The organism is Lentilactobacillus curieae (genome assembly GCF_000785105.2).
GTDB lineage: Bacteria > Bacillota > Bacilli > Lactobacillales > Lactobacillaceae > Lentilactobacillus > Lentilactobacillus curieae.
In genome coordinates, this window is record NZ_CP018906.1 from 631,083 (window position 1) to 654,443 (window position 23,361).

Below are 23,361 nucleotides of genomic sequence, written 5' to 3' on the forward strand. Positions count from 1 at the left end.
GTTAGTACGACTTATACATCACCATGTAATCATCTATCAAATTTCGCCTTGCTTTGGTACATTATTATATATAAGACAACTTATAGGGGGGGTGTGTGTTGGGTATATCAGCGAAGAAAACCAGAACGACTATCACCCTGGAAAAAGAATTTAAAGAGCACCTTCAACAATTAGCGGACGAAGAGAATCGCTCTATGAATAACCTTATCGAAACTGCACTTAAAAAATACGTAACTGAGCACGAAGAAGAAAGCAAAAAGTCAGGTAATTAGCGCAGTTAACCGGCAATTCACACCAAATTGGTTTTTCCAATCGCAGCAATGCATAGTCGAAAAAAGACCAGAATTTAAATTCTGGTCTTTTTTGTCTATATTTTTATTTTTCAGTTACTTGTTCTGGATGCTTAACATCGTATTTGTACTCAGTATAGAAGTAGATTGTAACGATGATGAAGCAGATCACTGGAACGATGAATGAGAATTGCATTGAACCTGAAAGGTCTGATACCAATCCTTGAACAGCTGGAAGAACAGCTCCACCAACGATGGCCATAACAACGAAAGCACCAGCAGTTTCTGTAAAACGCTTGTCCTCAACTGTATCAAGGGTATGAGCGTAAATTGTTGGCCATTCAGGACCAAAGAAGAAACTGGTTGCGATTGCCATCCAAACGGCTGTCATGTTTGGAATTGTAGTTGTCAAAATCAAAGTAACAGTTCCAAGCAATGAGTAGAAAGTTAAAACTTTGGTTACAGAGAACTTGTTCATCAAGAAGTTAGCAACAACTTTTCCGACGAACCATGCTGCATAAGCGTAAATCATGAATGTACTTGCATCTGAATCAGTAATGTTGTGGCCCAAGTTAAGTGCCAAACGAATTGTAAATGACCAGACAGTTGTTTGCATTCCAACGTAGAAGAATTGTGCCATGACACCTTTCTTGAAACGCTTGTTCTTTGACAGGTACTTGAAGGTTTCAACTAATGAAGGTTGATCCTTCTTTTCAGCATTCTCGCTAACTGCCTTAGATTTAGGCATTGGTGTAATCGCTAACAAAATTAGGATTGCAATTAGGACAACCAAGATGTACTTATATGGTTGCAAAGTAAGTTGCAACATCTTTTCACCATAGGCAAGTCTTTCAGCACCATGCATGTGTGACATAGTCTCTGATAAGTTACCAACGGCACCGAAAATCAAGTATTTTCCTAACACAATTCCAGCGATATCTCCAAGTGGTACCAAAGTTTGGGAGATGTTTAGCCGCAAGTTAGCGTACTTTTTAGGTCCAAGCATCGAACTATAAGTATCACAAGATGTTTCTAGGAAACTTAATCCTACAGCAATCGCAAAGATAGCTGCAAGGAACATTGTGTATGTAGCAACCTGTGATGCTGGGAAGAACATTCCACAACCAACGATATAAAAGATTAAACCAGTCATAATAGCAAATTTATAACTTTGTTTTTTAATTACCAGCGATGCAGGAATCGCAATCAAGAAGTAACCACCGTAAAAGGCACTTTGAACGAATGCTGTTGCAGCATCGTTAAGTTGAAAAACGGTCTTACATTGAGTAATTAGAATGTCGTTAAGCGATGCTGCAGCTCCCCAAAGTGGGAAAATTAACGAGATCAACGCAAATTGAAAAATCGGGGTTTTTGATAAATACCCATCGGCTAGCTGGCGCCAACCGTGCTTTTCTTCAACGACTTTAGCTTCAGTTCCATTAATGTCCATGTCGATATCCTCCAAATTGTTTTAAAAAGTAACGCCTGATTCAAGAATGATGTTTGAAAATGCGGTCATTTCACCAGTTCTAACAAATGCGTGTGTCTTTGCTAAGTTCTTCTTCAAGTCTGAGTGAGGCATGAATTCAACCTCAACATCAGGTAGCAACTCGTTAATTGCTTTAAGTTGTTCTGGGTTTTCAGTCTTGATTTCATCTGCCAAGTATATCTTTTGAACTTCTAACTCAGACAAGATGTTTTTCAAAACATCCATAAAACTTGGTAATTGCTTGGTTAGTGCCAAATCAATTTTCTTAGTTCCCATTGGGACGGGCATCCCTGCATCCCCAATACTCAACCAATCCATGTGGCCCATTCCGGCAATCACATTTGATAGTTCAGTATTAATTACGGTTGTTTTCTTCATTATTTTTTATCTCCTAATTATTAATTAACTCTTTAACTTCATCCAAGTGAGGAATTGATGGTTGAGCACCCAATCTTTGGACTGTGATTGAGCTTGAATGTTCAGCAAATGAAATTGCTTCTTCAACGTTGCTGTAATCAGTTTTAAGCTGTGCTGACAATGCCCCAATGAAAGTGTCACCGGCTGCGGTTGTGTCCACTGCTTGAACCTTATAAGCAGGAACTAAGTTATGTTTACCATCAATCATATAAAATGCGCCGCGGTCTCCAACAGTAATTAGTACATTGGCAACTCCCATTTCGGCGAAACAGGCAGCTGTTTTTACCATTGATTCTTCATCGGTGATTTCAATTCCAGTGATTGATGCACTTTCCAATTCATTTGGAACGATAATGTCAGTTAATTTCAACAATTCTGGATCAATTGACTTTGGTGCTGGTGCAGGATTCAAGATTGTCTTAACCCCGTTTGCCTTAGCAATTTCGAACGCCCGAATTGCCACATTTTGTGGAGTTTCGAATTGAGCAACCAAGAAATCAGAACTGGCAATTTCATCTTCGGCTCCTTCAATATCTTCTGGAGTAATTGCTTGGTTAGCACCACCATAAACTAAAATGCAGTTTTGACCGTCTTCGTCCAACATGATTGTTGCAGTTCCAGTTCCAACACTTGGGTTGATACTGACACAACTAGCATCAATATTATCTTCTTCAAGTGACTTCACCATGAATCGACCTGAGGCGTCGTCACCAACTTGACCGATGAATGATGTTTGAGCTCCTAAACGTGAGGCAGCAACTGCTTGGTTGGCGCCTTTACCACCAGCAGCGTTTCCCTTTTCCTTAACACTGATAGTTTCGCCAGGTTTGGGGAAATCAGTAACTCTAAATGATGTATCTACGTTGAGGCTTCCTAATACTGTGACTTTATTCAAAGTGTTCACTTCCTTATTGAAATTAATTGTTTTTGATTAAAACGTTTATTTACAACGGTTTACTAAAATGTTTTACGAATGATAATTTATCATGGATTGTTTCCGCTTTCAACAACTTTTTTTAATTTAGATGATAAATTAATCTTTGAAAACTGTGATGTAAGCTTGCTAGGTAAAAGGATAAAGCTAACTAAAAAAGTTCAAAAAAATTCCGTTAGCTAACAGCCAACGGAATCATTTTGAACAATTTCTATTTAAATAAATATGCTCTTGTTTCATATGGTCGAAGATTTTCTGACTTATCTTCGTAATTACTAATGAGCAGTTCATCAGCGGCATCCTGCCCATAATCTCGACTAACTTCCTTGTCAGTAAAGTTGCTGATAACTAGCAGAGTCTGGCCATTATAGTGACGTTTGTATGCGAATACCTCATCATCGGTCGGATCTAACAGCTCGTAGTTACCATATCTAATAAGTTCGCTCTCATGGCGCAGTTTAATTAGTTTTTGGTAGTAGTAGTAAACGGAGTCCTTATCGTCAACCGCTTGTTTAACGTTAATTTCAGGATAATTGGGATTCAATCTGTACCAAGGTTCAGAATCGGTAAAGCCAGCATTCTTACCGTCATCCCATTGCATTGGTGTCCGAGCATTATCCCTTGATCGGTCAGCAACGTACTTCATAAATAGTTCTGGCTTGATGATTTTCTCATCCTCAACAGCTTGCTTGTACAAATTCTTCACTTCAAGGTCTTCGTACTCAGAAAGTTTGGTGAAGTGATTATTAGTCATTCCAATCTCTTCGCCTTCATACACGAATGGTGTTCCTTGCATGAAGTGAAGTGTGGTTCCTAACATCTTGGCAGCCCTAACCCGATATTTGGGATCATCAGTTGCAAACCGAGAAACTGCCCGTGGTTGATCATGGTTGTTCCAGTATAGACTGTTCCAACCCTTGCCATCTAAATCTTCTTCCCAACGAGAAAGTGCCTGTTTTAACTCAGGAAGCTTGATTTTAGAATCAATATACTTACCGAGTCTCGCATCTGGGTTAGGTGACAAATTAACGTGCTGGAATTGGAATACCATGTTTAACTCGGTGCCATCTAGATTAGTGTATTGAGTGGCATCCTCTGGAGTTGAACCGGGCATCTCCCCAACCGTCATGATGTCATACTTGGAAAGTACTTCACGATTCATTTCTTGTAAAAATTCATTTAAACGAGGGCCATCAGCAACCAGTGGTTCAACGTTGCCATACTCACCACCCTCTGGCATTGGTGCGTCAGGCAAGCCTTCAGGTTTGGAAATCAAGTTGATAACGTCCATTCTAAATCCATCAACACCCTTATCAAGCCAGAACTTCATTAGGTCATAGACATGTTGACGGACAACAGGATTTTCCCAGTTCAGATCTGGTTGTTCTTTAGCAAATAGGTGAAGGTAGTACTGGCCTCTTTCGGGAACGTAAGTCCAAGCTGGACCACTAAAGTAGGAACCCCAGTTATTGGGTTCGTGGCCGTCGACTGGATCACGCCAGACATAGAAATCTGAATATGGATTATCCTTTGATTTTTTACTTTCTTGGAACCATTTATGCTGATCAGAGGTATGGTTCACAACCAAATCCATTAATAGCTTCATCCCGTTTTCGTGGATGTCAGAGAGTAAGTTATCAAAGTCTTCCATAGTTCCGTAGTCTGGATTAATACTTTCATAATCGGCAATGTCATAGCCATTATCAACGTTTGGTGATTTGTAAATCGGGTTGAGCCATAGCACATCAACTCCCAAATTTTTCAGATAAGGTAGCCGTTGACGAATCCCATTCAAGTCCCCAATTCCATCGTGATTACTATCTTGAAAGCTCATTGGGTAGATTTGATAAATGACTGAATCTTTAAACCAAGTGGATTTCATGTTATTTTGCCTCCGTAGTTTTTTTAGTTTCAAATGATGAATGAATCAGACTAACTGATAGTGACGCCAAAATCAATGAGAATCCGGCAACTAAGAGCATTGCTGGCATTGAGTGACCAACTAGTGGGAAGATTGCAAAACTAGCAACTGAGGCCACAATTTGTGGTAAACAAATGCTGCAGTTAAACAGTCCAAGGTAAGCACCTTCGTTTTTACCATCAAGTGATTCAGTAAGAAGCGAAAATGGTTGAGTATTCATAGTCAAATTGTTTACCCCAATTAGGATAAATGAAATGATCAGCAACCACTGACTGTGAATAAAGAATACTGAGATAAACCCAGCTGCCCCGATTAGTGCACCCACTCTGTACCAGAATTTACGCTGCTCTGGACGTGACTTTGCAAGGAATACTCCAAACAATACAGATGCAACTGACTGAACACAGAACAAAACTCCGTACCAGTTACCAGCTGCTTGATACCCAGCTGATGATGCATCTGATGTATGCCAAACATTTTGCGCAATGGCACCAGTTGAGTAAGTCCAAAGATACATAACCGCAAACCATTCGAAGAATTGAACAACAGCAATTTCCCAGAATGACTTAGGTGCTGATTTCAATAATTCAATAAAACTTGGTGATTTTTTGTCCTCTTCTTCTGGATCGATTCCATGATACTCTGCGTATTTAACCGGATCATATTCATGAACAGAAAACACAGTGTACAAAGATGAAAGAAGCAAAATAATGGCTGCTGCATAGTATGAAATTTTAACTGTTAAAGGAACTTCACCCTTTGGTGCTGTGTTAGCAACGCCAAACATCGTTAGTAAGAATGGTGCAATTGTTGCAACAACTCCCCCTAAATTAGAGAATGACTGTTGCCACGACCAAGCCATATCCTTTTGATTTTCGTTAACCATGTCACCAATAACCATCTTATATGGTTGCATACAGGCATTAGATGTCAAATCCATGAATAATGTCGCAATTGCCCCAAACATCAAAGCTGCCAATGATCCGTAACCAAATCCAAATGATCCCGCGTTTGGAAGTAGAATCAAAACGATTGCCCCGATTGGACCAGCAACTAACAGATAAGGCATTCTCCGTCCGTATTTCGTCCAGGTCTTATCAGAATACTTACCAATTAATGGCTGAATTACCATTCCTGCCAATGGTGGCAAAATAAAGAACCAGCCAAGGTTATTAGGGTTAGCCCCTAAAGTCTGAAAAATTCTCCCCATTTGTGACGACTGAAGTGAAAAGGCCATGTTTACCCCAAAGAAACCAAATGTCAGTGCAAAAATTGTGGACATCCTAAGTTGTGGTAACTTATGACTTGGTGTTTCGCTCACAACAGTTGCCTTTTCAACTTCTTCGCTAGATACTTGATTATTAATCATAATCGTCCCTCCCTAGAATAGGTCTTATGTGTTCACCAATAATTTAACACTAATTGTAAACGTTTACAATAGCTGTTTTAAAGAAACACAAACGTTTACAATATATCAAATCGTTTTAATTGTGATAAAATAGGGCTAAGAAAAAATTGTGAGGCAAATCATGAAGGCAACAATCAAAGACATCGCTAAAAAAACAAATTTATCAGTAGCCACCGTGTCCAGAATTTTAAATAATAAAACCGGCTTTTACTCTGAAAAATCTGCAGCTAAAGTTCACCAAGCTGCTGATGAGCTGGGGTATCAAAAAAATTCTAGTGCCGTGGAATTAGTCACCCAGAAAAGCCGGGTAGTTGCAGTAATTATTTCCTCAACTAAAACGAACTTTGCCAGTCATATCATTGATGGGGTTCAAAAAGTTGCCTTTGCCAACGATTTAAACGTCATCTTTTTATATGCAGGTGAAAATAATGAAGAACTACAAAAAAAGGCATTAGAAACCGCAATCGAAAGATCAGTCATGGGAATAATCATGGTGGCAATTGAATTAGATGGCAACAATCTAGACTACCTTCAGCAATCAAGAATTCCATATGTACTGTTATCAACTGCCCATGGTCCAAATGGGTCGACGTTTATCACAACTGACAACTATCAACTCGGATACAAAACCACAAAATACTTAATTTCCCGTGGGCATAAAAGAATTGGCCTAATCGGTAATGACCTTTCTGATACTGGAACAGAACGACTTCGGGGTTATAAAGACGCATTGCATGAAGCAAAAATAATGTTCAATCCAGATTTTGTCACCACTGGTCACTTCACTTACGAAAATGGTGTCGATGCCATCAATAAATTGTGTAAAGAAAGCCAGCAAGTCACGGGCTTGATTGGCGGAAGTGATATGGTCGCCATTGGAATGATCAATCGGGCGAAGGACCTAGGATTAGCAGTTCCGGCTGATTTATCGGTAATGAGTTTGGATGGGACCGAGCTAACTAAGCTGTACCGTCCCATCATCACTTCGGCTATCCAACCATTTGAAGAAATTGGCAAAAAAGGAATGGAGCATTTATTGGAAAACAACGAAGACTCTAAACACTCCCAATTGCTATCATTTAAAATTGAAGATGGCGAAAGTACAAGAAAGCTATAAAAAAGAGGATTGCTGGGAGCAATCCTCTTTTTTTAAATCTTCAATCTCTTCATCATTCTTCTCAACACCCCAATTGAAAATTGGCCTGGTGCTGATTCTTGCCCAACCGTCGCAAAGGTAATCGCAGAGCCAAACAACTCTCCACTTACCCGAGTGATTTTACCCAAGTTACCCATAGACATCGTAACGATAGGTTCATCAAACCGCTTATCGGCTTGATTAGTCACATCCAGTAAGGTTAAAACATCCTCGACACTTTGAGGCATTACCGCGATTTTTAAAATGTCAGCATGCTTATCACTCATCTGCGAAAATCTTCGCATTAATTTTTGTTTATCAGGTGTTCGCTGAAATTCATGGTTGCTCATTACAACAACAATCCCATTCTGGTGGGCATCTTCAACCAATTTATCCACTCGCTTTGAATCACGCAACAACTCAACATCAATTGCATCAACGTATCTGTCAGTCACCATCACGTTTCCCAGTTCAAAATATTTATCTTCATTAAAGGGCTGGTTTCCACCTTCTGCTGCGGTTCTAAACGTCGCCAAAATTGGAATCTCATCTAATATTTGCCGAAGCTGGGCACTAACGTCTGATACCAATGAAAAGTCATCGACATCATTAAACAAATCAAGACGCCACTCCACAATGTCAGGAAGGTATCCCCTGATTACCTCAGCTTGCTCGAGGATACTCGGGACCGTTTTGGCCGTGATTGGTACGGCAATCTTTGGCAACCCGGATCCCACATTTACATTTCTCAACTTCACTGGATTCATCTTCCCACCTCTTCATGTATTTATTTTTACTATACAATAACTAGGCACTCAAACATACTTTGCGACACTGAAAAAGCCGTGATAATTTCAAATTGAGATTATCACGGCCATTTTTCTGTTATTCAGATAGTGTCATCTTTGTGGGGAAAGCATCTTCGTATGCTTTCTGTCTCACTCCCTATTAAACGGGTTATCTTTCAACACACGAATATAAAACTCAATATCCTTAAATGCATCTTGGAAACGTGCCGCAAAGTGGTCACTGTTTTCAACACTCATATCCAACTTGCCATCATCAACAAAGTTAGGATCAGCATTCCAAATTAAAACTGGTTCTGGTAGAACCATCATCTTAAGCATTTGAAGAATTTCCACAATTGACTCAGCAGCAAGCATTCCCCCATCACTAAAGTGTGAGTAGCTAATGATTTGTACTGGCTTGTGATCAACTTCTGGGCCAATGTAATCCAAAGCATTTTTGAATGCACCAGTAATCGCATGATCGTATTCTGGAGTCATCATGATGTAACCATCTTGTTCAGCAATCACTGACAACCATTTTGATTCTGCATCATTCAAACCTTGAATTCGCTCAGACAACGGAGTTTCTTCATGGTCATAAAGTGGCAATGGGTAGTCCTTAAGACTGATCCATGTGTACTCAACTTCCTCAGTCGACTTGAAAGTGTTCTTCAAGTAATCCATGATTTTTGAACCAAGTGAGTTGGATCTGGTACTTCCTAAAATTATTCCAATTTTGTATGACATTATATATACACCTCGAATTTTTCATATAAAGTATTGCACAAAAAAAGGATTAGGACAATGCCTAATCCAAAAATACTTATAAAAAATTAGTAGAAGCTTGGCTTATCGCCATCTGTACCAGGTTGATTTACTCCCAAGGAACGCCGAATTTCTTTTGTTGGATCTTCAATCAGTTTAACAACAACGTCAGCAATGCTCTTTCTAGAAACTTCGGTACCTTTAAATGGCTCACCCTTTTGCGTAATCTCATAATCAACAATGTCTTTATTGGATAACCAGGCTGGGCGAATTAAGGTGTAGTCTAAGTCAGACGCTTCGATCACCTTTGCTGCTGCGGAGTACGTTTCTAGGTAACCGCCATCAAGCATTTGATGGTTCCACTCGCCATATTTCCCCGGAACCTCGTCATAAATTCCAAGGGTTGAAATCCAGACGAGACGTTTTACACCAGCAGCATCCATCGCTGCTACCACAGTTTTTGCTTGACTCTCAATATTACTACCAGATAGGTTTGCGTAGACAACATCCACACCACTCAAAGCACTCTTTAGGGTCTCTGCGTCAGTCACGTCACCCTCAATTACGGTCTGACGTTTACTGTCAGCAACTTGGAGTCGGCTTGCGTTTCTCAAGAATAATTTCATGTGAGCATCTGTTTCAGAAAGTAACTGTTCTTCAGCTAAATGAGCAATCTTTCCGTTTGCCCCTAAAATCAGTACATTTGTCATAATGCTATCCCCTTTCGATTACAATTACATATTAGATTCTTTTTGGCAGTCAGATAACGGACAATATGGAGAGTTTGTCCGTAAATTATGGGGTTGAACCGCAGTGCTCATGGTTTTATCATAGGGGGTGCACCATAAATCTGAACAGAATTAAAGGAGAGTTTTATTATGAGCAAAATTGCTGTTCTTGTGACCGACTTTGTAGAAGATATTGAATATACTTCACCAGTGGAAGCATTGGAAAAAGCCGGTAACGACATTACTGTTATTGAATTTGAAGCAGGTAAAACTGTTGAAGGTAAGCACGGCACCAAAATCAAGGTCGACAAAGCTATCTCAGATGTTAAGCCAGAAGATTTTGATGGCCTGTTAATTCCTGGTGGCTTCTCTCCTGACCAACTTCGTGATGACGAAAAGATGGTAGACTTTGTTAAATCATTCTTGTTAGCAAGCAAACCAACCTTTGCAATCTGCCACGGCCCACAATTGTTTATCCAAACTGGATTAACTAAAGGTCGCAAGATGACTGCGTACAACACCGTTCGCCCCGATCTTTACTACGCAGGTGCAGAAGTTGAGGATAAGGCAGTCGTTGTTGATAACAACTTAGTTACTAGCCGAACTCCAGATGACCTCGACCAATTTAACGCCGCAATCGTCGACACACTGAAGTAATTTGATTACAATTGACGTAAATAGATCCGAAAGAAGTGACATTTATGTCAACCAAAAACAAAATTGCTGCAGCTACTAAACAATTGGTACTATCACAGCCCTTTAACCAAATATCGGTAACCAACATAATGCAAACTGCAAACTTGAGGCGGCAAACATTTTACGATTTCTTCCACGACAAGTATGATGTTCTGGAATGGGTATACCAGTCTGAAGTTCAGGAAGCAGTATCCAAATGTACCGAGTTTAAAACTTGGCCGGAGACTGTCGTTAAAATGTTAACTTACTTCAATGACAACCGTGAGTTTTACCAACGAGTAATTAAAATTGATGATCAAAATTCACCAGAGCAGATTATTAAGGAGCACATTGAAAGTATGGTTGGCGCAATCTTCAAGGATATGGCTAACCAGAAACACATTTTGGTTAATACTGACTATTGTGTATTCGTTCAAGAAATGCTGAGTGCCTCATTGGTGTACCGCTTAAAAACTTTTCTGGACTCTCGGGAAACTAATATCAGCGCCGAAGCTAGAAAAATGCAGTACTACCTTGAAGATGGTATGAATGGTTTACTGATGAGAATTGGCGATAAAGTAACAACTAATTAAAGTGGAAATTGACTACGGTCAATTTCCATTTTTTTATCCTTGCCAATAAATAATTCTCAAAAAGGGGTTTACTATTAAAAAATAATGAGTTAATATACTTGATAAATTAAAAGAACATTAAATAAAAGCACAGATAAGCGAGAGTAAACTATTAACCGTATTCAGAGAGTGACCGTTTGATGAAAGGTCATTACGTTTAATTCTTGAAAGTAGGCTTTGAGCTGTAGATGCGAACCTGAGTGTCTAATGGATGCCACCATTAAAAGGCCAGTGATTCCGGATCAGTCCGCGATCATTAAGGTTGAGTTTATTCTCAACAAAATTAAGGTGGTACCGTGCATCTAATGCGCCCTTCGATTTAATTCGAGGGGCGTATTTTTTTGTTCTTTTAAAAAAATAGGAGGTTTTACAATGCATAAATTACTAAGACAACTAACTGAAAACGCTGGGACAATTATTCCAGCAGCTGGTAACGGCAATACTTTACAAATCTTAAACGGCTACGAGTCCGCCACCATTTATTTAGACGGTACTCTGGCAGCAAACAATCTGCTAGCTGAAAATTCTCAGGGCCTATTGACATTGTCAGAATACTCAAAATTTCTCAGAGACATGCGCTTAAAAACTGACAAAATGTTAATTGCAGATTTACAGGCTGGGTTTGGCTCACCACTGAACACTTATTACGCTGCTCAAGAGCTAGAACGTTCAGGAGCAACCGCAATGATTTTGAACGATCAAACCTATCCCGCACACAGTAACTCACACCCCATTATCACATCTGCTGAAGATTTACTTGGTAAGACTAGAGCTGCACTAGATGGAATTTCAGAAGAATCGACGGAGCTCTGGGTCAAACTAGAAGGCATGAAAGAATTTGGGTTAGAAGAAATTCGTACTAGAATCAACTACCTAGCTAAAGCTGGTGCCCATGCGATCGTCATCGACCACTTCACTGATTATGAGTTGGCATCACTGACAAATGAACCTTCTCCGCTACCATTAATTGCAACTTGGACCCCAGATACCAATCAAATTGCTGGAATTACAGCTTGGTTAGACAAGGGATATTTGGAGAAACAAGCAACTGCAGCTAAAACCGCAGCACTAAACACAATTAATTATGGAGGCCTAGAATATGCAAAAAGATAATGAGATGCGCAAACAGTTTAAGAACATGGTAATGAGTGGCAAAATCGTCCGCATGATGGTTGCTCCTGATGCCCTAGCAGCAAAAGTTGCGGAAGCAAGTGGTGCCCAGGCGGTTTTCTCCGCTGGATATGCTTCCAGTGCATCGGCCTTAGCAATGCCAGACCGCGGAATCGCCGACTTCGGTATCACGTTGGAACGGTGTCGAGAAATTATAAATGCTGTAAACATTCCCGTTTTCGCTGACGCCGACACTGGTTATGGCGATGATGACAATATTCGTCGTACCGTTGAAAATTTTGAAGCCATTGGCGCTGCCGGTATCTTTATCGAAGACCAGACTTGGCCAAAGCGTTGTGGGCACATGGATGGCAAGACCGTTGAACCCACAGAAGTATTGGAACATAAAATTAGAATTGCTGAAGAAACCAGAAAACATGACGATTTCTTAATCATGTCACGGACAGATGCCCGCGCTGTTAATGGACTTGAAGATGCCATCAACCGTAGCAAACGTTACCGGGCAGCTGGTGCCGACCTGATTTTCATTGAGGCACCACAAAGCATCGAAGAATTGGAAACAATCCACGAAGCGTTCCCAGATACTCCAATGATGGCCAACATGATTGAAGACAGAAAGACACCACTTACCGAAACATCCGAGCTAGAACGACTTGGCTTTAACATTGTAGTTCACCCTAACGCTATGACCTACACTCAAGCATTCGCCGAAAAAGAGTTGATTGAAACCCTTAAGCGGGACGGAACCACCAAGGCTTTCAAGGACCATATGATTACGTTCCCAAAGTTCAATGAATTTGTAGGTCTCGATAAAGTTAACAACCGGGACGCAATGTACAGCCCTGAAAAAATGCACGCATATATGGATTAACAATTGGAGGTTATTATATGGAAGCAAGTTCAATTAAATTAGAAGCCGCGCTTAACAGCGCCAAGGAAACCCCACTGTTCTACAAAGTTTTTGCTCTAGCTGGCGCCGGAATGATTCTAGATGCAGCTGACGTTTACATGGCTAGTGCTATCAATAGTTCCCTAATCGCGAGTAAATTCGCGAGTATTAGCCAAGGATCGTTCTTCTTATCAAGTGGTTTCTTAGGACTATTTATTGGTTCAATTTTAGCCGGATACATAGGCGACTTTTATGGTCGTAAGCGCGCCTATCAGTTTAATTTATTACTGTTTGGCGCATTTACCTTACTATCATCAATCGCCCCAAACATGACAATTTTAATTTTATTTAGGTTTATTTCAGCCATTGGTCTCGGTGCCGAAATCGTCACCGGGTACGCAGTTGTTAATGAGTTTGCTCCAATAAAACGGCGTGGCCACTGGTCTGGAATGACAGCGATTGTTGCCAACACTGGTGCTCCAATCACCTTATTGATTGCGACCTTTATGATTCCACGATTTGGTTGGCGTTCCATGTTCATTTTAATTGGAAGTTTTGCAATCATTCTTTGGTTTCTGAGAAGACATTTCCCAGAATCTCCCCGTTGGCTACTAGCTAAAGGTAGAACCTCTGAAGCTAACGAAATAATTGAAAAACTAACTCAACGTGGACTGTACGAGGAAGGCGAACTCAAGGATAAAAACGAACCAGCTGTTCATATCAGTTTTTCTAAGGGATTATTTATTGCCGTTATTGCGGTTAGTGCAACTCTGCTCTGCCAATACACATTCACTTCATGGGTACCAACGTTGCTATTAAAACAAGGGATCGACATCGTTGGTTCAATCGGTTTTTCAGCAATTATGATGATTGGCGCCCCAATTGGTTCTGCAATCGGTGCACTATTAATTGATAAGACTGGTCGAAAAAAGTTAATTATTTCAGCATTTATCTCAACCGCAATCTTAGGAATCGCATATCCATACGAACAAACTACTGCAGGCACCCTAATCAATGGTTTCTTATTAACAATCACGCTCTACATCCTAGTTGCCAGCGTTGTTAGTATTTACACCAACGAGCTTTTCGAAACCTCACACAGGTTTAGGGGAGCAGGAATTGCGAATGGAACATCTAAGCTGCTAAACGTTTTAATGCCAACGACCGTTGCCTTCTTGATTACTCAGATTTCAACTTCGTTTATCTTCTACGGGATTGCTGCATTAGCAATCATCGCTTCGATAATCATTGGAATTTTTGGACCAGAAACGGATCAAAAAGCCATCAAGTAACAAAAAAGTCATTTCAACAGACCGTTGAAATGACTTTTTTCTATCTCTTATAATCTTTTCGATACGCAATTCCCACCATTACCAAGTTCACAATCACTAGTAGCGTGGTCATCAAGAACACATGACGATAATCAAAGATTCCAGCAACCCCTGAAGCTAACATTGGTCCCACCACACACCCAAATGCTTGAGCAGATTGGTAGTAACTAAAGATTCGGCTCACAGATTGAGTTGGTGATTCAAGGGTCAGGACAGTTTGGACAACCGGCAACAAGGCAGCGTCCGCGATCCCGATAAGGAACCTGAGTACCCCTAAGAATCCAACTGAAGTTACAAAAAACATTGGGAAGAACACAATTCCTGAGAATGCTAATCCCCACAACAGCACTTTTTGCGGACCAACTCGGTCACCTAACTCACCTAATTTAGGAGCTGAAAACAACGTGGCAATTCCAGGTAGAGCCGCAATGATTCCACTCATAAAAGCAACATTCCCATGACCATGCATCAATTGTTTAACAAACAAACTGATGATTGGGTTAATTGAGTTGGTGGCTGCTTGAATAAGCAATGATGAAGCAAACATCGCCCACACCACCCGTTTATGAGCAATCCCAGCAAAGGCTTCCTTGATTCCACTTTTCGCCTTCTTAGCAATCGGGGTAAAGTTTTCCTTCACAAAGAACAGGGTCACCATCGATGCACAGAACATCATAAACCCAAAGATGAAAAACGGAATCCGATAGCCAAACATTCCAGCAAGATAACCACCAATAATCGGACCAATCAGCTGACCACCGACAGTTCCCGTGGTCATTTTCCCCATCGCTGAACCACTTTTGTCACTAGGAACTTCACTCGCAACCAACGCATAGGCGTTATTAATGTAACCAGAGAAGGTTCCCTGAATTGCCCGAATGATGATAAGTACCCACACATTTGGTGAAAAACCCGTTAGTGTAGCGCTAATCGTCATTCCAAACGCTGCTCTTAGCAACATTGGTTTACGGCCAGTTCTATCAGCTAAGTTCCCCCATAGTGGCGAGACAATTGCTTGGGATAAGAAGGTCACTGCAAAGGCAGCCCCCGCATATAAAGTTAGTTCCCACTTGGGAAAGTTTCCCATTTGGGAGATAAATAGCGGCAGGAAGGGCAAAGACATGCTTGCTCCAGCCCCCGTCGCAAAGTTTCCAAACCACAACGCTCGCATGTTTCGTTGCCACTGTGGTGTGCTGCTGTTACTCATAAAAGATGAACCTTTCTATTTAAAAATCGAGTCAAACAATAATTGAGTATAAACGTTTTTAACAAAAAATAAAGGGGCTTACCCATGGCTGACCAACGTCAACTCGGATAAGTCCCTTCGACTTGAATTATTTTTTAGTTAATTGTTGTTGCAACCACTGACTAATGTAGTAGCCAAATTGTTGGTAAGTTTGGCTAGTTGGATGAACCCGGTGATCATAGTATTTTTGGTAGAAATTTGTCTTATTGATGAAGTATGGGTGAGCCTTAGAAATATTATAGGTAGGAATTCCTAACTTTTTATAGGTCTGCGCCATCCCTCTTTGTAGTTCTGGGAAAGTGTAACCACCAATTCCGACTCTAGTGTTGATATCACTAAAATCAAATCTAGGTAGTGGAATAATCCCATAAATTTTTATTTTAGGATTTTGCTTTCTGATATATTTGATTGCTTGCGTCATCTTTGCCTGTACCTGCTTAAGACTAGCAGTGCTGTGGCGATAATCATTAGTTCCGTATTCAATCACTAACACATTAGGATTCTTAAAATTAATGGTTGGCAAAATTGTGAACAGATCGTTGAAATTATGACCCGTTACTGACGAACGAACGTGACCCTGCTTGTGGACCTTAGCTTGTAGATACTTATGAACCCACAGCGGGAAACTGGCATTTTTATAGTTGTAATAACCGTTATAACCCTTAGTAATTGAGTCACCCATAAATAAGATGGTGTTCTTCTTCATGCTTGCGGTGTTAGGCAATGCCACTCGATAGTGTCGATTAACAACAGTTGCGATTGCCTTGCGTGGTACAACCAACTTTTTAGTTTGATTACCACTTTGGACTTCATAAAGATCGCCAGCAACAGACTTACCAACTGCATACCACACCGTCTTGGGGTGGGTCATAGTTAGTTTTTTATCCTTAACGTAGACTGGAATCGCGTCCATTTTACTGAACTCAACTTGATTTAATTTTTTAACTGTTTGCTGGCGTGCACTTGCGGGTGCGTGCGTGGTAGCCCCGCCTGACACAACCGGGTAAGTTGCGCAAACCAATAAAGCACCCAGGCTAATAATTGCCTTGCTGATAAACTTGCTCTTCATTATTAAACTCTCCCAAAACTGTTTCATTAACATTTATATATACTACCAAAATCCCCAATTAATGTGAAGAACTTGTCACAGAATTCAGGCTCAATATCTTGACAATCAGATTAAGAAGTGATTTCACAAAGATTACATTGAGTAAAACGTTGATATGTTAGGGATAATCCAACTTTTATTTTTTGCTTGTTAAACCGCTTACATCACTTTATACTTAAAGCAATCACATAAGGAGGGTTCACAAGATGACTCACAAAAATAGATATGCAATTATTGGATTATTAGGTATGCTTTCCGTTTTATTACTGATCGTAACCGGCTGTGGAAAATCAAATTCCAGCAAAGCACCAATTACCGTGGCCACGTCAGGGACACTTTACCCCACTTCATTTCACGATGAAAAATCAAATAAGCTGACAGGATTTGACGTAGAGGTTGTTCGAGCCGTTGCCAAAAAACTCGGTCGTAAAGTTGAGTTCAAAGAAATGAACGTTGCTGGTCAACTAACAGCTGTCAAGACCGGTAAAGTTGACATGGCTGCTAATGATTTCTCAATCTCTCCTGCTAGAAAGAAGCAATTCGTACTATCTACCCCATACAAACACTCATGGAACAGTATGGTAGTTCGGAAAAAAGATAATTCTGGCATCCATTCATGGGCTGACATCAAGGGCAAAAAAGCTGCCGGTGAAGCAGGAACCAGTTACCAAAAGTTGGCAAAACAATTGGGAGCAAAAACCGTTAACTACGATAACGTTGCTAACTCAGTTTATTTAAAGGACGTCAAAAATGGACGGACCGATCTAATTATGAATGACTACTACCTACAAAAACTTGCCCTTTCAGCTGTGCCAAATAATGGTTTGAAGATTTTAACCAACATGTTCTTCACTACCAATGATGATGGTGCTGGAACCGGGATTTTAATGAAGAAGAGCAATACTAAATTAGCAAAGCAAGTTAACAAAGCTCTCAAGGAATTAAAAAAGGACGGCACTTTAAAGAAGATTTCTATGAAGTACTACAAGGCAGACGTAACCAAGAAGCCTAACGTGAAGATTTCTCGGAACTTTACGATTAAATAGTAACCAGGTGATTTGATGTCGATTCTTCACTATCTATCAATCCCCAACTTTTTCGACGCTCCATTAGCTTTCAACTCGGTACCAAAAATTCTCGCTGGGTTTCCGTTATCGATTATCCTAACAATCATCAGTTTTATTCTGGCCTTGACCTTAGGACTTTTGTTGACACTAGCTCAACTTAGTAAACGTAAACTTTTTCACCGCCTTGCAAGAGCCTTTATCTCCTTCATGCGTGGTGTACCAATGATCGTGGTTTTGTTTGTCGTTTACTTTGGATTCAATACTGCTGCATTACCAGCTGCAATCATTTCGTTTAGTATCGTCAGCAGTGCATTTGTCTCCGAAGTCTTTCGGTCCTCATTTATGGCCGTGGATACTGGTCAGTGGGAGGCAGCCTACTCACTAGGTTTGTCGTACCGAATTGTGGTGGCAAAAATCGTGTTTCCACAGGCTTTTCGAATTGCAATCCCAGCTTTAGGAAATATTTTATTGGATCTGTTTAAAAGCACGTCACTTGCAGCAATGATCACCGTCAGTGAAATGTTCATGAATGCACAGATTGTTGCTGGCGCCCATCAGGACTACATGACGATCTACTTAACGATTGCCGTGATTTACTGGTTCTTCTGTTGGTTGTTGACGGTTGGACAGACGATGTTGGAGAAAAAGTTGGCATAACCAAAAACCGCAAACCTCGCTTGAGGTTTGCGGTTTTGTCTTCGTCTTTATAGTTCTTCTTCTCGGTACTTAACCAAATCAGCGGTGATTGCTTTAGTACTTGGATAGATTTGCTTATAAATTTCATGAAGTCGTTGATATTTTTTAACGTTGTCAGGTTTTGGTAGAAATACATCCTTAAATGACACAAAAGTCTTGGTACATTCCTGAACGTCTTTGAACCAGCCCAACCCGACAGCCGCAAGCATTGCTGCCCCAAGGCCAGGTCCCTGTTCATTTTTAAGGGAAACCACCTTAACGTTGAAAATATCGGCCTGAATTTGTTGCCAAAGCGGACTCTTTGCCCCACCACCGATTGAAACGACAGTGTCGAACTTGGCTCCATTTTCTTCGTAAATGTCCATAATATCTCTGAACGAAAAGATGATGCCCTCTAGGACAGCCCGAACAAAGTCATGCCGCTTATGAATTCCATCAATTCCAATAAAGCTACCACGGATATCAGCATCTGCATAAGGTGCTCGTTCACCAACAATATATGGTGCAAATAACAGACCGTTTGCACCTACTGTTGACTCAGCCGCACTTTCAACAACTGAAGTAAAATCTTCGTTTTCAGCAAACGTCTTCTTAAACCAACTTAATGAAAACCCAGCGGCCAAGGTAACTCCCATTGAATAAAACGCATCCGGAATCGCATGATCTTCATACTGCAGAACCCCACGGTAATTAGTTTCCTTTTGTGGCTCATACTTTAAAATTACTCCGGAAGTCCCAATACTTGAAAGCACCTTAGTTGGCGAATCGATTCCAGCGCCGACTGCTCCGCAAGCATTGTCTGCACCACCACCAAATGTTTTAGTGGTTGTCGATAACCCAGAATACTCTGAATATGCTGGGGTAATGTTGCCAGTTTCATCAATCGAACGAACCAGTGGTGGACAGAGCGATTCTGGAATATCGAACGCCTCTAGAATTTCTTGGCTCCATTGTTGGGTATCGACATCCAGCATTACCGTTCCAGTAGCATCGGAATAATCCATTGCCAAGTTCCCAGTCATTCTAAACCTGAGGTAGTCCTTAGGGAGCAACATTGTTTTTGCCTTAGCAAAAATTTCAGGTTGATTTTCTTTAACCCACAGCAGTTTGGGTAAAGTGAAACCTTCGAGCGGTTTGTTATGAGTGATGTCGATAAATTTTTCGCCCATCTTAGCCAAAATCTCCTCGCACTGTTTGGTCGAACGAGTATCATTCCAAAGCATGGCTGGACGCAAAACTTCGTTGTTCTCATCCAAAAGGACTAGCCCATGCATCTGACCAGAGTAACTGATACCGGCAATGTCTTCCGGCTTGATTTGATCATTTAAAATTAACCGTACAATAGAAACTGTGGTTGCGCTAACCCAGTCCTCTGGATCTTGTTCTGCATAACCTGGTTTGGGTTGTTGGAGGGGGAAATCCATTCCCTCTTGAGCAATAATTGTTCCGTCAGCAGTTACAGCCGAAACTTTTACTGAGCTAGTTCCTAAATCAACTCCAAGAACACACTGTGCCATGTTAATTACCTCCCTTATCAAAAAAGGATGGAAGGTTAATTCCATCCCTTTTGAAAATATTGTTTTTAGAAGAAAGATTCATTTGTTACTAATACTTGTAGTGATTACTTTGAAAGTGTGTCAATGATGTAATGGTTAATTGTGTCCTTAACTCTTTCAAGATGATCTGATGAAGTTGCGTCACGCAATTCCTTTTGGGTCTTGTCTAATGAGTAGTCTTCAAGAGTCTTCATGTCGGCCTTACCACTTTCAATGTCAGCACCGATACCACTGTTGTATGAACTATAGCGTTCCTTAACGATGTCTTCAAGAACACCGTCTTCCTTCATCTTGTTAGCAACTCTAAGTCCAGCAGCAAATGTATCCATACCAACAATATGACTGTAGAATAGGTCATTTGCTTCAAATGATGAACGACGAGGCTTAGCATCAAAGTTTAATCCACCACGAGGGCCAATTCCGCCTGCTTCAACGACTTCATACATCGCTCCTACTGCTTCGTACAAGTCTGAAGGGAATTCATCAATATCCCAACCAATCAACTTGTCTCCTTGGTTTGCATCCAATGAACCAAGCATACCGGCTTCGCGTGCAACACGAATTTCGTGTTGGTACGTATGACCTGCTAAGTTAGCATGGTTACCTTCAAGGTTAAGCTTGAAGTCTTTATCCAAACCGTATTCCTTCATAAATGAAATAGTAGTAGCGGCATCGAAATCATATTGATGAGTTGATGGTTCCTTTGGTTTTGGTTCAAGTAGCATTTGAGCATCAAAGCCAATTTCATTAGCGTAATCTTTTGCCATGTGGAACAACTTAGCTGCATGCTCTTGTTCCATCTTCATATCAGTGTTCCACAGTGATTCGTAACCTTCACGGCCACCCCAGAATACGTAGTTTTCAGAACCTACACGCTTACCAATTTCAAGACTGTGTTTTAATTGGGCAGCTGAGTAAGCAAAGATGTCAGCGTATGGTGATGTACCTGCACCTGAAACAAAACGTGGGTTTGTGAACATGTTTGAAGTATTCCAAAGAACCTTCATACCACTTGTCTTTTGATTTTCCACAATCTTGTCAACAACTTTATCCAAGTTCTTGTTAGTCTCACGAAGGGTATCGCCTTCTGGAGCTAAATCACGATCATGGAATGCTAAGTAGTCAACACCCAATTTGTCGTAAAATTCAAAAGCATAGTCAACTTTTGCAAGTGCTTGATCCATTGGATCTGAGTACTTGTCATATGGACGAATTGCAGTTCCATCACCAAATGGGTCAACTAAACGTTGATCAAATGTGTGCCAGTAAGCAACTGAAAAGCGCAACCAGTCACGCATCTTCTTACCACCAATAACTTCATCAGGGTTGTAGTATTGGAAAAAGTTTCCTGACTTTAAATCTTTTGTTCCTTCATATTTAATTTTATCAATATCCCAGTAACTCATAAGATAGCCTCCAAGTTATTTGTTTTATTTTTAATTAGTTTGTCTATCCAACCAACTTACAAATTTAATTATAAAAGGCTTGATCATTTTTTGCAAGCCTTTTCATAATTTTATTTTTTATAATTCTTTGTAATCGAAATAATCAAATTCAGCGGGCTCGTCATATCCCGCATAATCGACAGCTGCTAAGCCAACAAATGCACCAGTAAAAAATCCACCATATGTTTGTAGCACATAGTCATCAGATAAAACCGCTGCATCTAATTTAACAGGTACCTCTTTCCATTCTTTACCATCAAACGAATATTCATAGGTATATGTTTGTTTTCTAACTTTAGTCCTGAAGTACACAGCTTCAATATTGGCAGGGATACTAATTGCGTCTTCTTTCAAATAAGACGTATAGTTTCCACGATTATTTTCAGCAACTTCAATAACTCGTCCCTTGTTTTCATCAAAAGTAACAAAGATCCATGACCAATGTTTATCATTATAGAAGTTAGTTAATCCCGCCATTTGCTGGTATGAGAACGGATTAAATTTAACTTTTGTTTCAGCATCAAAATTAAACGCTTGCCATCTACTTGCAACCAGTGATACATCAAAGGTACTTGCTAGTGAATTTTTTCCAACTAGTCTTAAATTTCCGCTACCAGTCGAACCCATTTCAGCATTGAAAGGCACCCTTAATGTGTTCCAATCGTTATCCAATACGTCATCGTCAAAATCATCGTGGCGAGAATGGTCCAACGGAGCATCAGTAATAATCGCATCTTTAGGCGCATCAACCTCAACTTGTCCGCCGTGTCCTCCAACTATTCTTGGCCAGCCTTCATCATCCCACTCAACTTTCTGAATTGATGTTTCTCTACCCAGCGTGCTCCAGCCACGAGGATCATACGCTGACTCATTATCATGATTCCATGGTCGTGAGCTTAACGATGCATAGTACCACTCCCCGCCCGGTGTACTAACAAGTGCACCATGCCCTTGTTTTTGAATTTCCAAATCGGGAGTATCAAAGTTTGTTAAAAACACTTCTCCAGGTTCTGTAGCAAATGAATCAGCATCAAGTGATGTTGACCTGGCCACAACCTCCTGATGGGTAAACACGGTTCCACCTTGAGCAGCAAAAAGGTAGTAGTAACCATCTTTTTGGTAGATATGGGGACCTTCAACAAGTTTAACTTTGGTTCCATAATAAATCGTTCGAGCCGTTTCAGGCTTAAGCTTCTTAGTCGAAACATCATATTCTGTTAGTGTGATTCCATTAAACGGATGCTTATATTCTCTATGATCCCAGGTTTGTTGAACTAAATACTTTCTACCATCTTCATCATGGAATAAAGATGCATCAAACCCAACTCCATTTAAGCGAATAGGAGAACTCCAAGGGCCATTAATATCTTTAGCTGTTGTAAGATAGTTAGTCATATCTTTAAAAGCACCTTCGGTCACCTTAACATCTGTATATACTAGCCAGAATTGGCCATCAGAATATGATAAATCTGGCGCCCAAATTCCTCCAGAAGCTGGGTTTCCTTTCATATTCAATAATTCTGTTGTCGACAGTGGAGAAGGAAGTAAATTCCAATGAACTAAATCTTTTGATTCATGCAACCTAACACCAGGGAACCATTCAAAAGTTGAATTTGCAATATAATACGTATCATCAACTCTAATAATACTTGGATCAGCATTGAACCCTGGAAGAACTGGATTATTAATTTTCATGATTTACACTCCTAA

Annotated in this window: 22 protein-coding genes and 1 other annotated feature; of the genes, 9 read left to right on the forward strand and 13 right to left on the reverse strand. The window is 40.4% G+C overall.

Annotation, left to right across the window (positions count from 1 at the left end; all coding sequences use genetic code 11):
- Nucleotides 1–98 precede the first annotated feature (98 nt).
- Entirely contained in the window at nt 99–272 is a 174-nt protein-coding gene (locus PL11_RS03110; RefSeq protein WP_035166300.1) for a ribbon-helix-helix domain-containing protein, read from the forward strand.
- A 103-nt stretch (nt 273–375) separates the two neighbouring features.
- Here PL11_RS03110 and fucP read toward each other — a convergent pair whose 3' ends face one another.
- The 5 genes from fucP to PL11_RS03135 all read right to left on the reverse strand — a co-directional run bounded on the left by fucP (nt 376) and on the right by PL11_RS03135 (nt 6,420).
- A complete protein-coding gene (gene fucP / locus PL11_RS03115; protein ID WP_035166303.1) occupies nt 376–1,740 on the reverse strand; it encodes an L-fucose:H+ symporter permease in 1,365 nt (454 codons plus the stop codon).
- Between the two features lie 21 nt (nt 1,741–1,761).
- Entirely contained in the window at nt 1,762–2,157 is a 396-nt protein-coding gene (gene rbsD, locus PL11_RS03120; RefSeq protein ID WP_035166305.1) for a D-ribose pyranase, read from the reverse strand.
- 13 nt (nt 2,158–2,170) lie between these two features.
- Nucleotides 2,171–3,091: a ribokinase gene (gene rbsK / locus PL11_RS03125; RefSeq protein ID WP_035166307.1), complete on the reverse strand. Its 921-nt coding sequence runs from the start codon at nt 3,089–3,091 to the stop codon at nt 2,171–2,173.
- A gap of 250 nt (nt 3,092–3,341) precedes the next feature.
- The gene (locus PL11_RS03130) at nt 3,342–5,012 is read right to left on the reverse strand and encodes a glycoside hydrolase family 13 protein (RefSeq protein ID WP_035166309.1); all 1,671 of its coding nucleotides are present in this window, start codon (nt 5,010–5,012) and stop codon (nt 3,342–3,344) included.
- A gap of 1 nt (nt 5,013) precedes the next feature.
- The gene (locus PL11_RS03135) at nt 5,014–6,420 is read right to left on the reverse strand and encodes an SLC45 family MFS transporter (protein ID WP_078256904.1); all 1,407 of its coding nucleotides are present in this window, start codon (nt 6,418–6,420) and stop codon (nt 5,014–5,016) included.
- 160 nt (nt 6,421–6,580) lie between these two features.
- Here PL11_RS03135 and PL11_RS03140 point away from each other — a divergent pair, with 160 nt between their 5' ends.
- Nucleotides 6,581–7,576 carry a LacI family DNA-binding transcriptional regulator gene (locus PL11_RS03140; protein ID WP_035166310.1) on the forward strand — a complete coding sequence of 332 codons (996 nt, stop codon included), beginning with the start codon at nt 6,581–6,583 and terminating at the stop codon, nt 7,574–7,576.
- Nucleotides 7,577–7,608: 32 nt separating this feature from the next.
- Here the strand turns inward: PL11_RS03140 and aroD are convergent, their stop codons facing one another.
- The 3 genes from aroD to PL11_RS03155 all read right to left on the reverse strand — a co-directional run bounded on the left by aroD (nt 7,609) and on the right by PL11_RS03155 (nt 9,857).
- Nucleotides 7,609–8,361: a type I 3-dehydroquinate dehydratase gene (gene aroD, locus PL11_RS03145; protein WP_035166311.1), complete on the reverse strand. Its 753-nt coding sequence runs from the start codon at nt 8,359–8,361 to the stop codon at nt 7,609–7,611.
- A 171-nt stretch (nt 8,362–8,532) separates the two neighbouring features.
- Complete coding sequence (locus PL11_RS03150) at nt 8,533–9,129, reverse strand: NADPH-dependent FMN reductase (RefSeq protein ID WP_035166312.1); 597 nt, start codon at nt 9,127–9,129, stop codon at nt 8,533–8,535.
- Between the two features lie 86 nt (nt 9,130–9,215).
- On the reverse strand, nt 9,216–9,857 hold the full coding sequence (locus tag PL11_RS03155; RefSeq protein WP_035166314.1) for an SDR family oxidoreductase: 642 nt from the start codon (nt 9,855–9,857) through the stop codon (nt 9,216–9,218).
- A 168-nt stretch (nt 9,858–10,025) separates the two neighbouring features.
- Between PL11_RS03155 and PL11_RS03160 the strand changes: the two genes are divergently transcribed.
- From PL11_RS03160 to PL11_RS03180, 5 genes are all read left to right on the forward strand, one after another.
- Nucleotides 10,026–10,532, forward strand: coding sequence for a type 1 glutamine amidotransferase domain-containing protein (locus PL11_RS03160; RefSeq protein WP_035166315.1), 507 nt, complete (start codon nt 10,026–10,028; stop codon nt 10,530–10,532).
- A gap of 44 nt (nt 10,533–10,576) precedes the next feature.
- Nucleotides 10,577–11,143 carry a dihydroxyacetone kinase transcriptional activator DhaS gene (gene dhaS, locus PL11_RS03165; RefSeq protein ID WP_035166317.1) on the forward strand — a complete coding sequence of 189 codons (567 nt, stop codon included), beginning with the start codon at nt 10,577–10,579 and terminating at the stop codon, nt 11,141–11,143.
- A 121-nt stretch (nt 11,144–11,264) separates the two neighbouring features.
- Nucleotides 11,265–11,500, forward strand: a binding site (T-box leader).
- Nucleotides 11,501–11,554: 54 nt separating this feature from the next.
- Nucleotides 11,555–12,295 carry an isocitrate lyase/phosphoenolpyruvate mutase family protein gene (locus PL11_RS03170; RefSeq protein WP_035166320.1) on the forward strand — a complete coding sequence of 247 codons (741 nt, stop codon included), beginning with the start codon at nt 11,555–11,557 and terminating at the stop codon, nt 12,293–12,295.
- Nucleotides 12,282–13,184 carry an isocitrate lyase/PEP mutase family protein gene (locus PL11_RS03175; protein ID WP_035166322.1) on the forward strand — a complete coding sequence of 301 codons (903 nt, stop codon included), beginning with the start codon at nt 12,282–12,284 and terminating at the stop codon, nt 13,182–13,184. The genes PL11_RS03170 and PL11_RS03175 overlap by 14 nt, the downstream gene beginning before the upstream one ends.
- 17 nt (nt 13,185–13,201) lie before the next feature.
- Nucleotides 13,202–14,494 carry an MFS transporter gene (locus tag PL11_RS03180; protein ID WP_035166325.1) on the forward strand — a complete coding sequence of 431 codons (1,293 nt, stop codon included), beginning with the start codon at nt 13,202–13,204 and terminating at the stop codon, nt 14,492–14,494.
- A gap of 40 nt (nt 14,495–14,534) precedes the next feature.
- On the opposite strand, the gene PL11_RS03185 is transcribed toward PL11_RS03180, so the two are convergent.
- On the reverse strand, nt 14,535–15,740 hold the full coding sequence (locus tag PL11_RS03185; RefSeq protein ID WP_035166326.1) for an MFS transporter: 1,206 nt from the start codon (nt 15,738–15,740) through the stop codon (nt 14,535–14,537).
- 127 nt (nt 15,741–15,867) lie between these two features.
- Nucleotides 15,868–16,848 (reverse strand): SGNH/GDSL hydrolase family protein, encoded by a 981-nt coding sequence (locus PL11_RS03190; protein WP_035166327.1) that lies wholly within the window; start codon nt 16,846–16,848, stop codon nt 15,868–15,870.
- Nucleotides 16,849–17,093: 245 nt separating this feature from the next.
- Between PL11_RS03190 and PL11_RS03195 the strand changes: the two genes are divergently transcribed.
- Both PL11_RS03195 and PL11_RS03200 read left to right on the forward strand, forming a co-directional pair.
- The gene (locus tag PL11_RS03195; protein WP_035166328.1) at nt 17,094–17,933 is read left to right on the forward strand and encodes a transporter substrate-binding domain-containing protein; all 840 of its coding nucleotides are present in this window, start codon (nt 17,094–17,096) and stop codon (nt 17,931–17,933) included.
- A 15-nt stretch (nt 17,934–17,948) separates the two neighbouring features.
- Nucleotides 17,949–18,611, forward strand: a complete 663-nt coding sequence (locus tag PL11_RS03200; RefSeq protein ID WP_035166329.1) for an amino acid ABC transporter permease — start codon at nt 17,949–17,951, stop codon at nt 18,609–18,611.
- A gap of 47 nt (nt 18,612–18,658) precedes the next feature.
- Here PL11_RS03200 and xylB read toward each other — a convergent pair whose 3' ends face one another.
- The 3 genes from xylB to PL11_RS03215 form a co-directional block, all read right to left on the reverse strand.
- On the reverse strand, nt 18,659–20,167 hold the full coding sequence (gene xylB / locus PL11_RS03205) for a xylulokinase (protein WP_035166331.1): 1,509 nt from the start codon (nt 20,165–20,167) through the stop codon (nt 18,659–18,661).
- 104 nt (nt 20,168–20,271) lie between these two features.
- Nucleotides 20,272–21,612 (reverse strand): xylose isomerase, encoded by a 1,341-nt coding sequence (gene xylA / locus PL11_RS03210; RefSeq protein ID WP_035166332.1) that lies wholly within the window; start codon nt 21,610–21,612, stop codon nt 20,272–20,274.
- 117 nt (nt 21,613–21,729) lie between these two features.
- Entirely contained in the window at nt 21,730–23,346 is a 1,617-nt protein-coding gene (locus PL11_RS03215) for a glycoside hydrolase family 43 protein (RefSeq protein WP_035166333.1), read from the reverse strand.
- Nucleotides 23,347–23,361 lie beyond the last annotated feature (15 nt).

Bases quoted from the DNA above. Each gene is read 5' to 3' on its own strand.
- PL11_RS03200 (WP_035166329.1), top strand. From the start codon at position 17,949: ATGTCGATTCTTCACTATCTATCAATCCCCAACTTTTTCGACGCTCCA.
- PL11_RS03140 (WP_035166310.1), top strand. From the start codon at position 6,581: ATGAAGGCAACAATCAAAGACATCGCTAAAAAAACAAATTTATCAGTA.
- PL11_RS03135 (WP_078256904.1), bottom strand. From the start codon at position 6,420: ATGATTAATAATCAAGTATCTAGCGAAGAAGTTGAAAAGGCAACTGTT.
- PL11_RS03190 (WP_035166327.1), bottom strand. From the start codon at position 16,848: ATGAAGAGCAAGTTTATCAGCAAGGCAATTATTAGCCTGGGTGCTTTA.
- PL11_RS03215 (WP_035166333.1), bottom strand. From the start codon at position 23,346: ATGAAAATTAATAATCCAGTTCTTCCAGGGTTCAATGCTGATCCAAGT.
- PL11_RS03155 (WP_035166314.1), bottom strand. From the start codon at position 9,857: ATGACAAATGTACTGATTTTAGGGGCAAACGGAAAGATTGCTCATTTA.
- xylB (WP_035166331.1), bottom strand. From the start codon at position 20,167: ATGGCACAGTGTGTTCTTGGAGTTGATTTAGGAACTAGCTCAGTAAAA.
- PL11_RS03170 (WP_035166320.1), top strand. From the start codon at position 11,555: ATGCATAAATTACTAAGACAACTAACTGAAAACGCTGGGACAATTATT.
- PL11_RS03195 (WP_035166328.1), top strand. From the start codon at position 17,094: ATGACTCACAAAAATAGATATGCAATTATTGGATTATTAGGTATGCTT.
- xylA (WP_035166332.1), bottom strand. From the start codon at position 21,612: ATGAGTTACTGGGATATTGATAAAATTAAATATGAAGGAACAAAAGAT.
- dhaS (WP_035166317.1), top strand. From the start codon at position 10,577: ATGTCAACCAAAAACAAAATTGCTGCAGCTACTAAACAATTGGTACTA.
- PL11_RS03160 (WP_035166315.1), top strand. From the start codon at position 10,026: ATGAGCAAAATTGCTGTTCTTGTGACCGACTTTGTAGAAGATATTGAA.
- PL11_RS03130 (WP_035166309.1), bottom strand. From the start codon at position 5,012: ATGAAATCCACTTGGTTTAAAGATTCAGTCATTTATCAAATCTACCCA.
- PL11_RS03180 (WP_035166325.1), top strand. From the start codon at position 13,202: ATGGAAGCAAGTTCAATTAAATTAGAAGCCGCGCTTAACAGCGCCAAG.
- rbsD (WP_035166305.1), bottom strand. From the start codon at position 2,157: ATGAAGAAAACAACCGTAATTAATACTGAACTATCAAATGTGATTGCC.
- aroD (WP_035166311.1), bottom strand. From the start codon at position 8,361: ATGAATCCAGTGAAGTTGAGAAATGTAAATGTGGGATCCGGGTTGCCA.
- PL11_RS03175 (WP_035166322.1), top strand. From the start codon at position 12,282: ATGCAAAAAGATAATGAGATGCGCAAACAGTTTAAGAACATGGTAATG.
- PL11_RS03185 (WP_035166326.1), bottom strand. From the start codon at position 15,740: ATGAGTAACAGCAGCACACCACAGTGGCAACGAAACATGCGAGCGTTG.
- fucP (WP_035166303.1), bottom strand. From the start codon at position 1,740: ATGGACATTAATGGAACTGAAGCTAAAGTCGTTGAAGAAAAGCACGGT.
- PL11_RS03150 (WP_035166312.1), bottom strand. From the start codon at position 9,129: ATGTCATACAAAATTGGAATAATTTTAGGAAGTACCAGATCCAACTCA.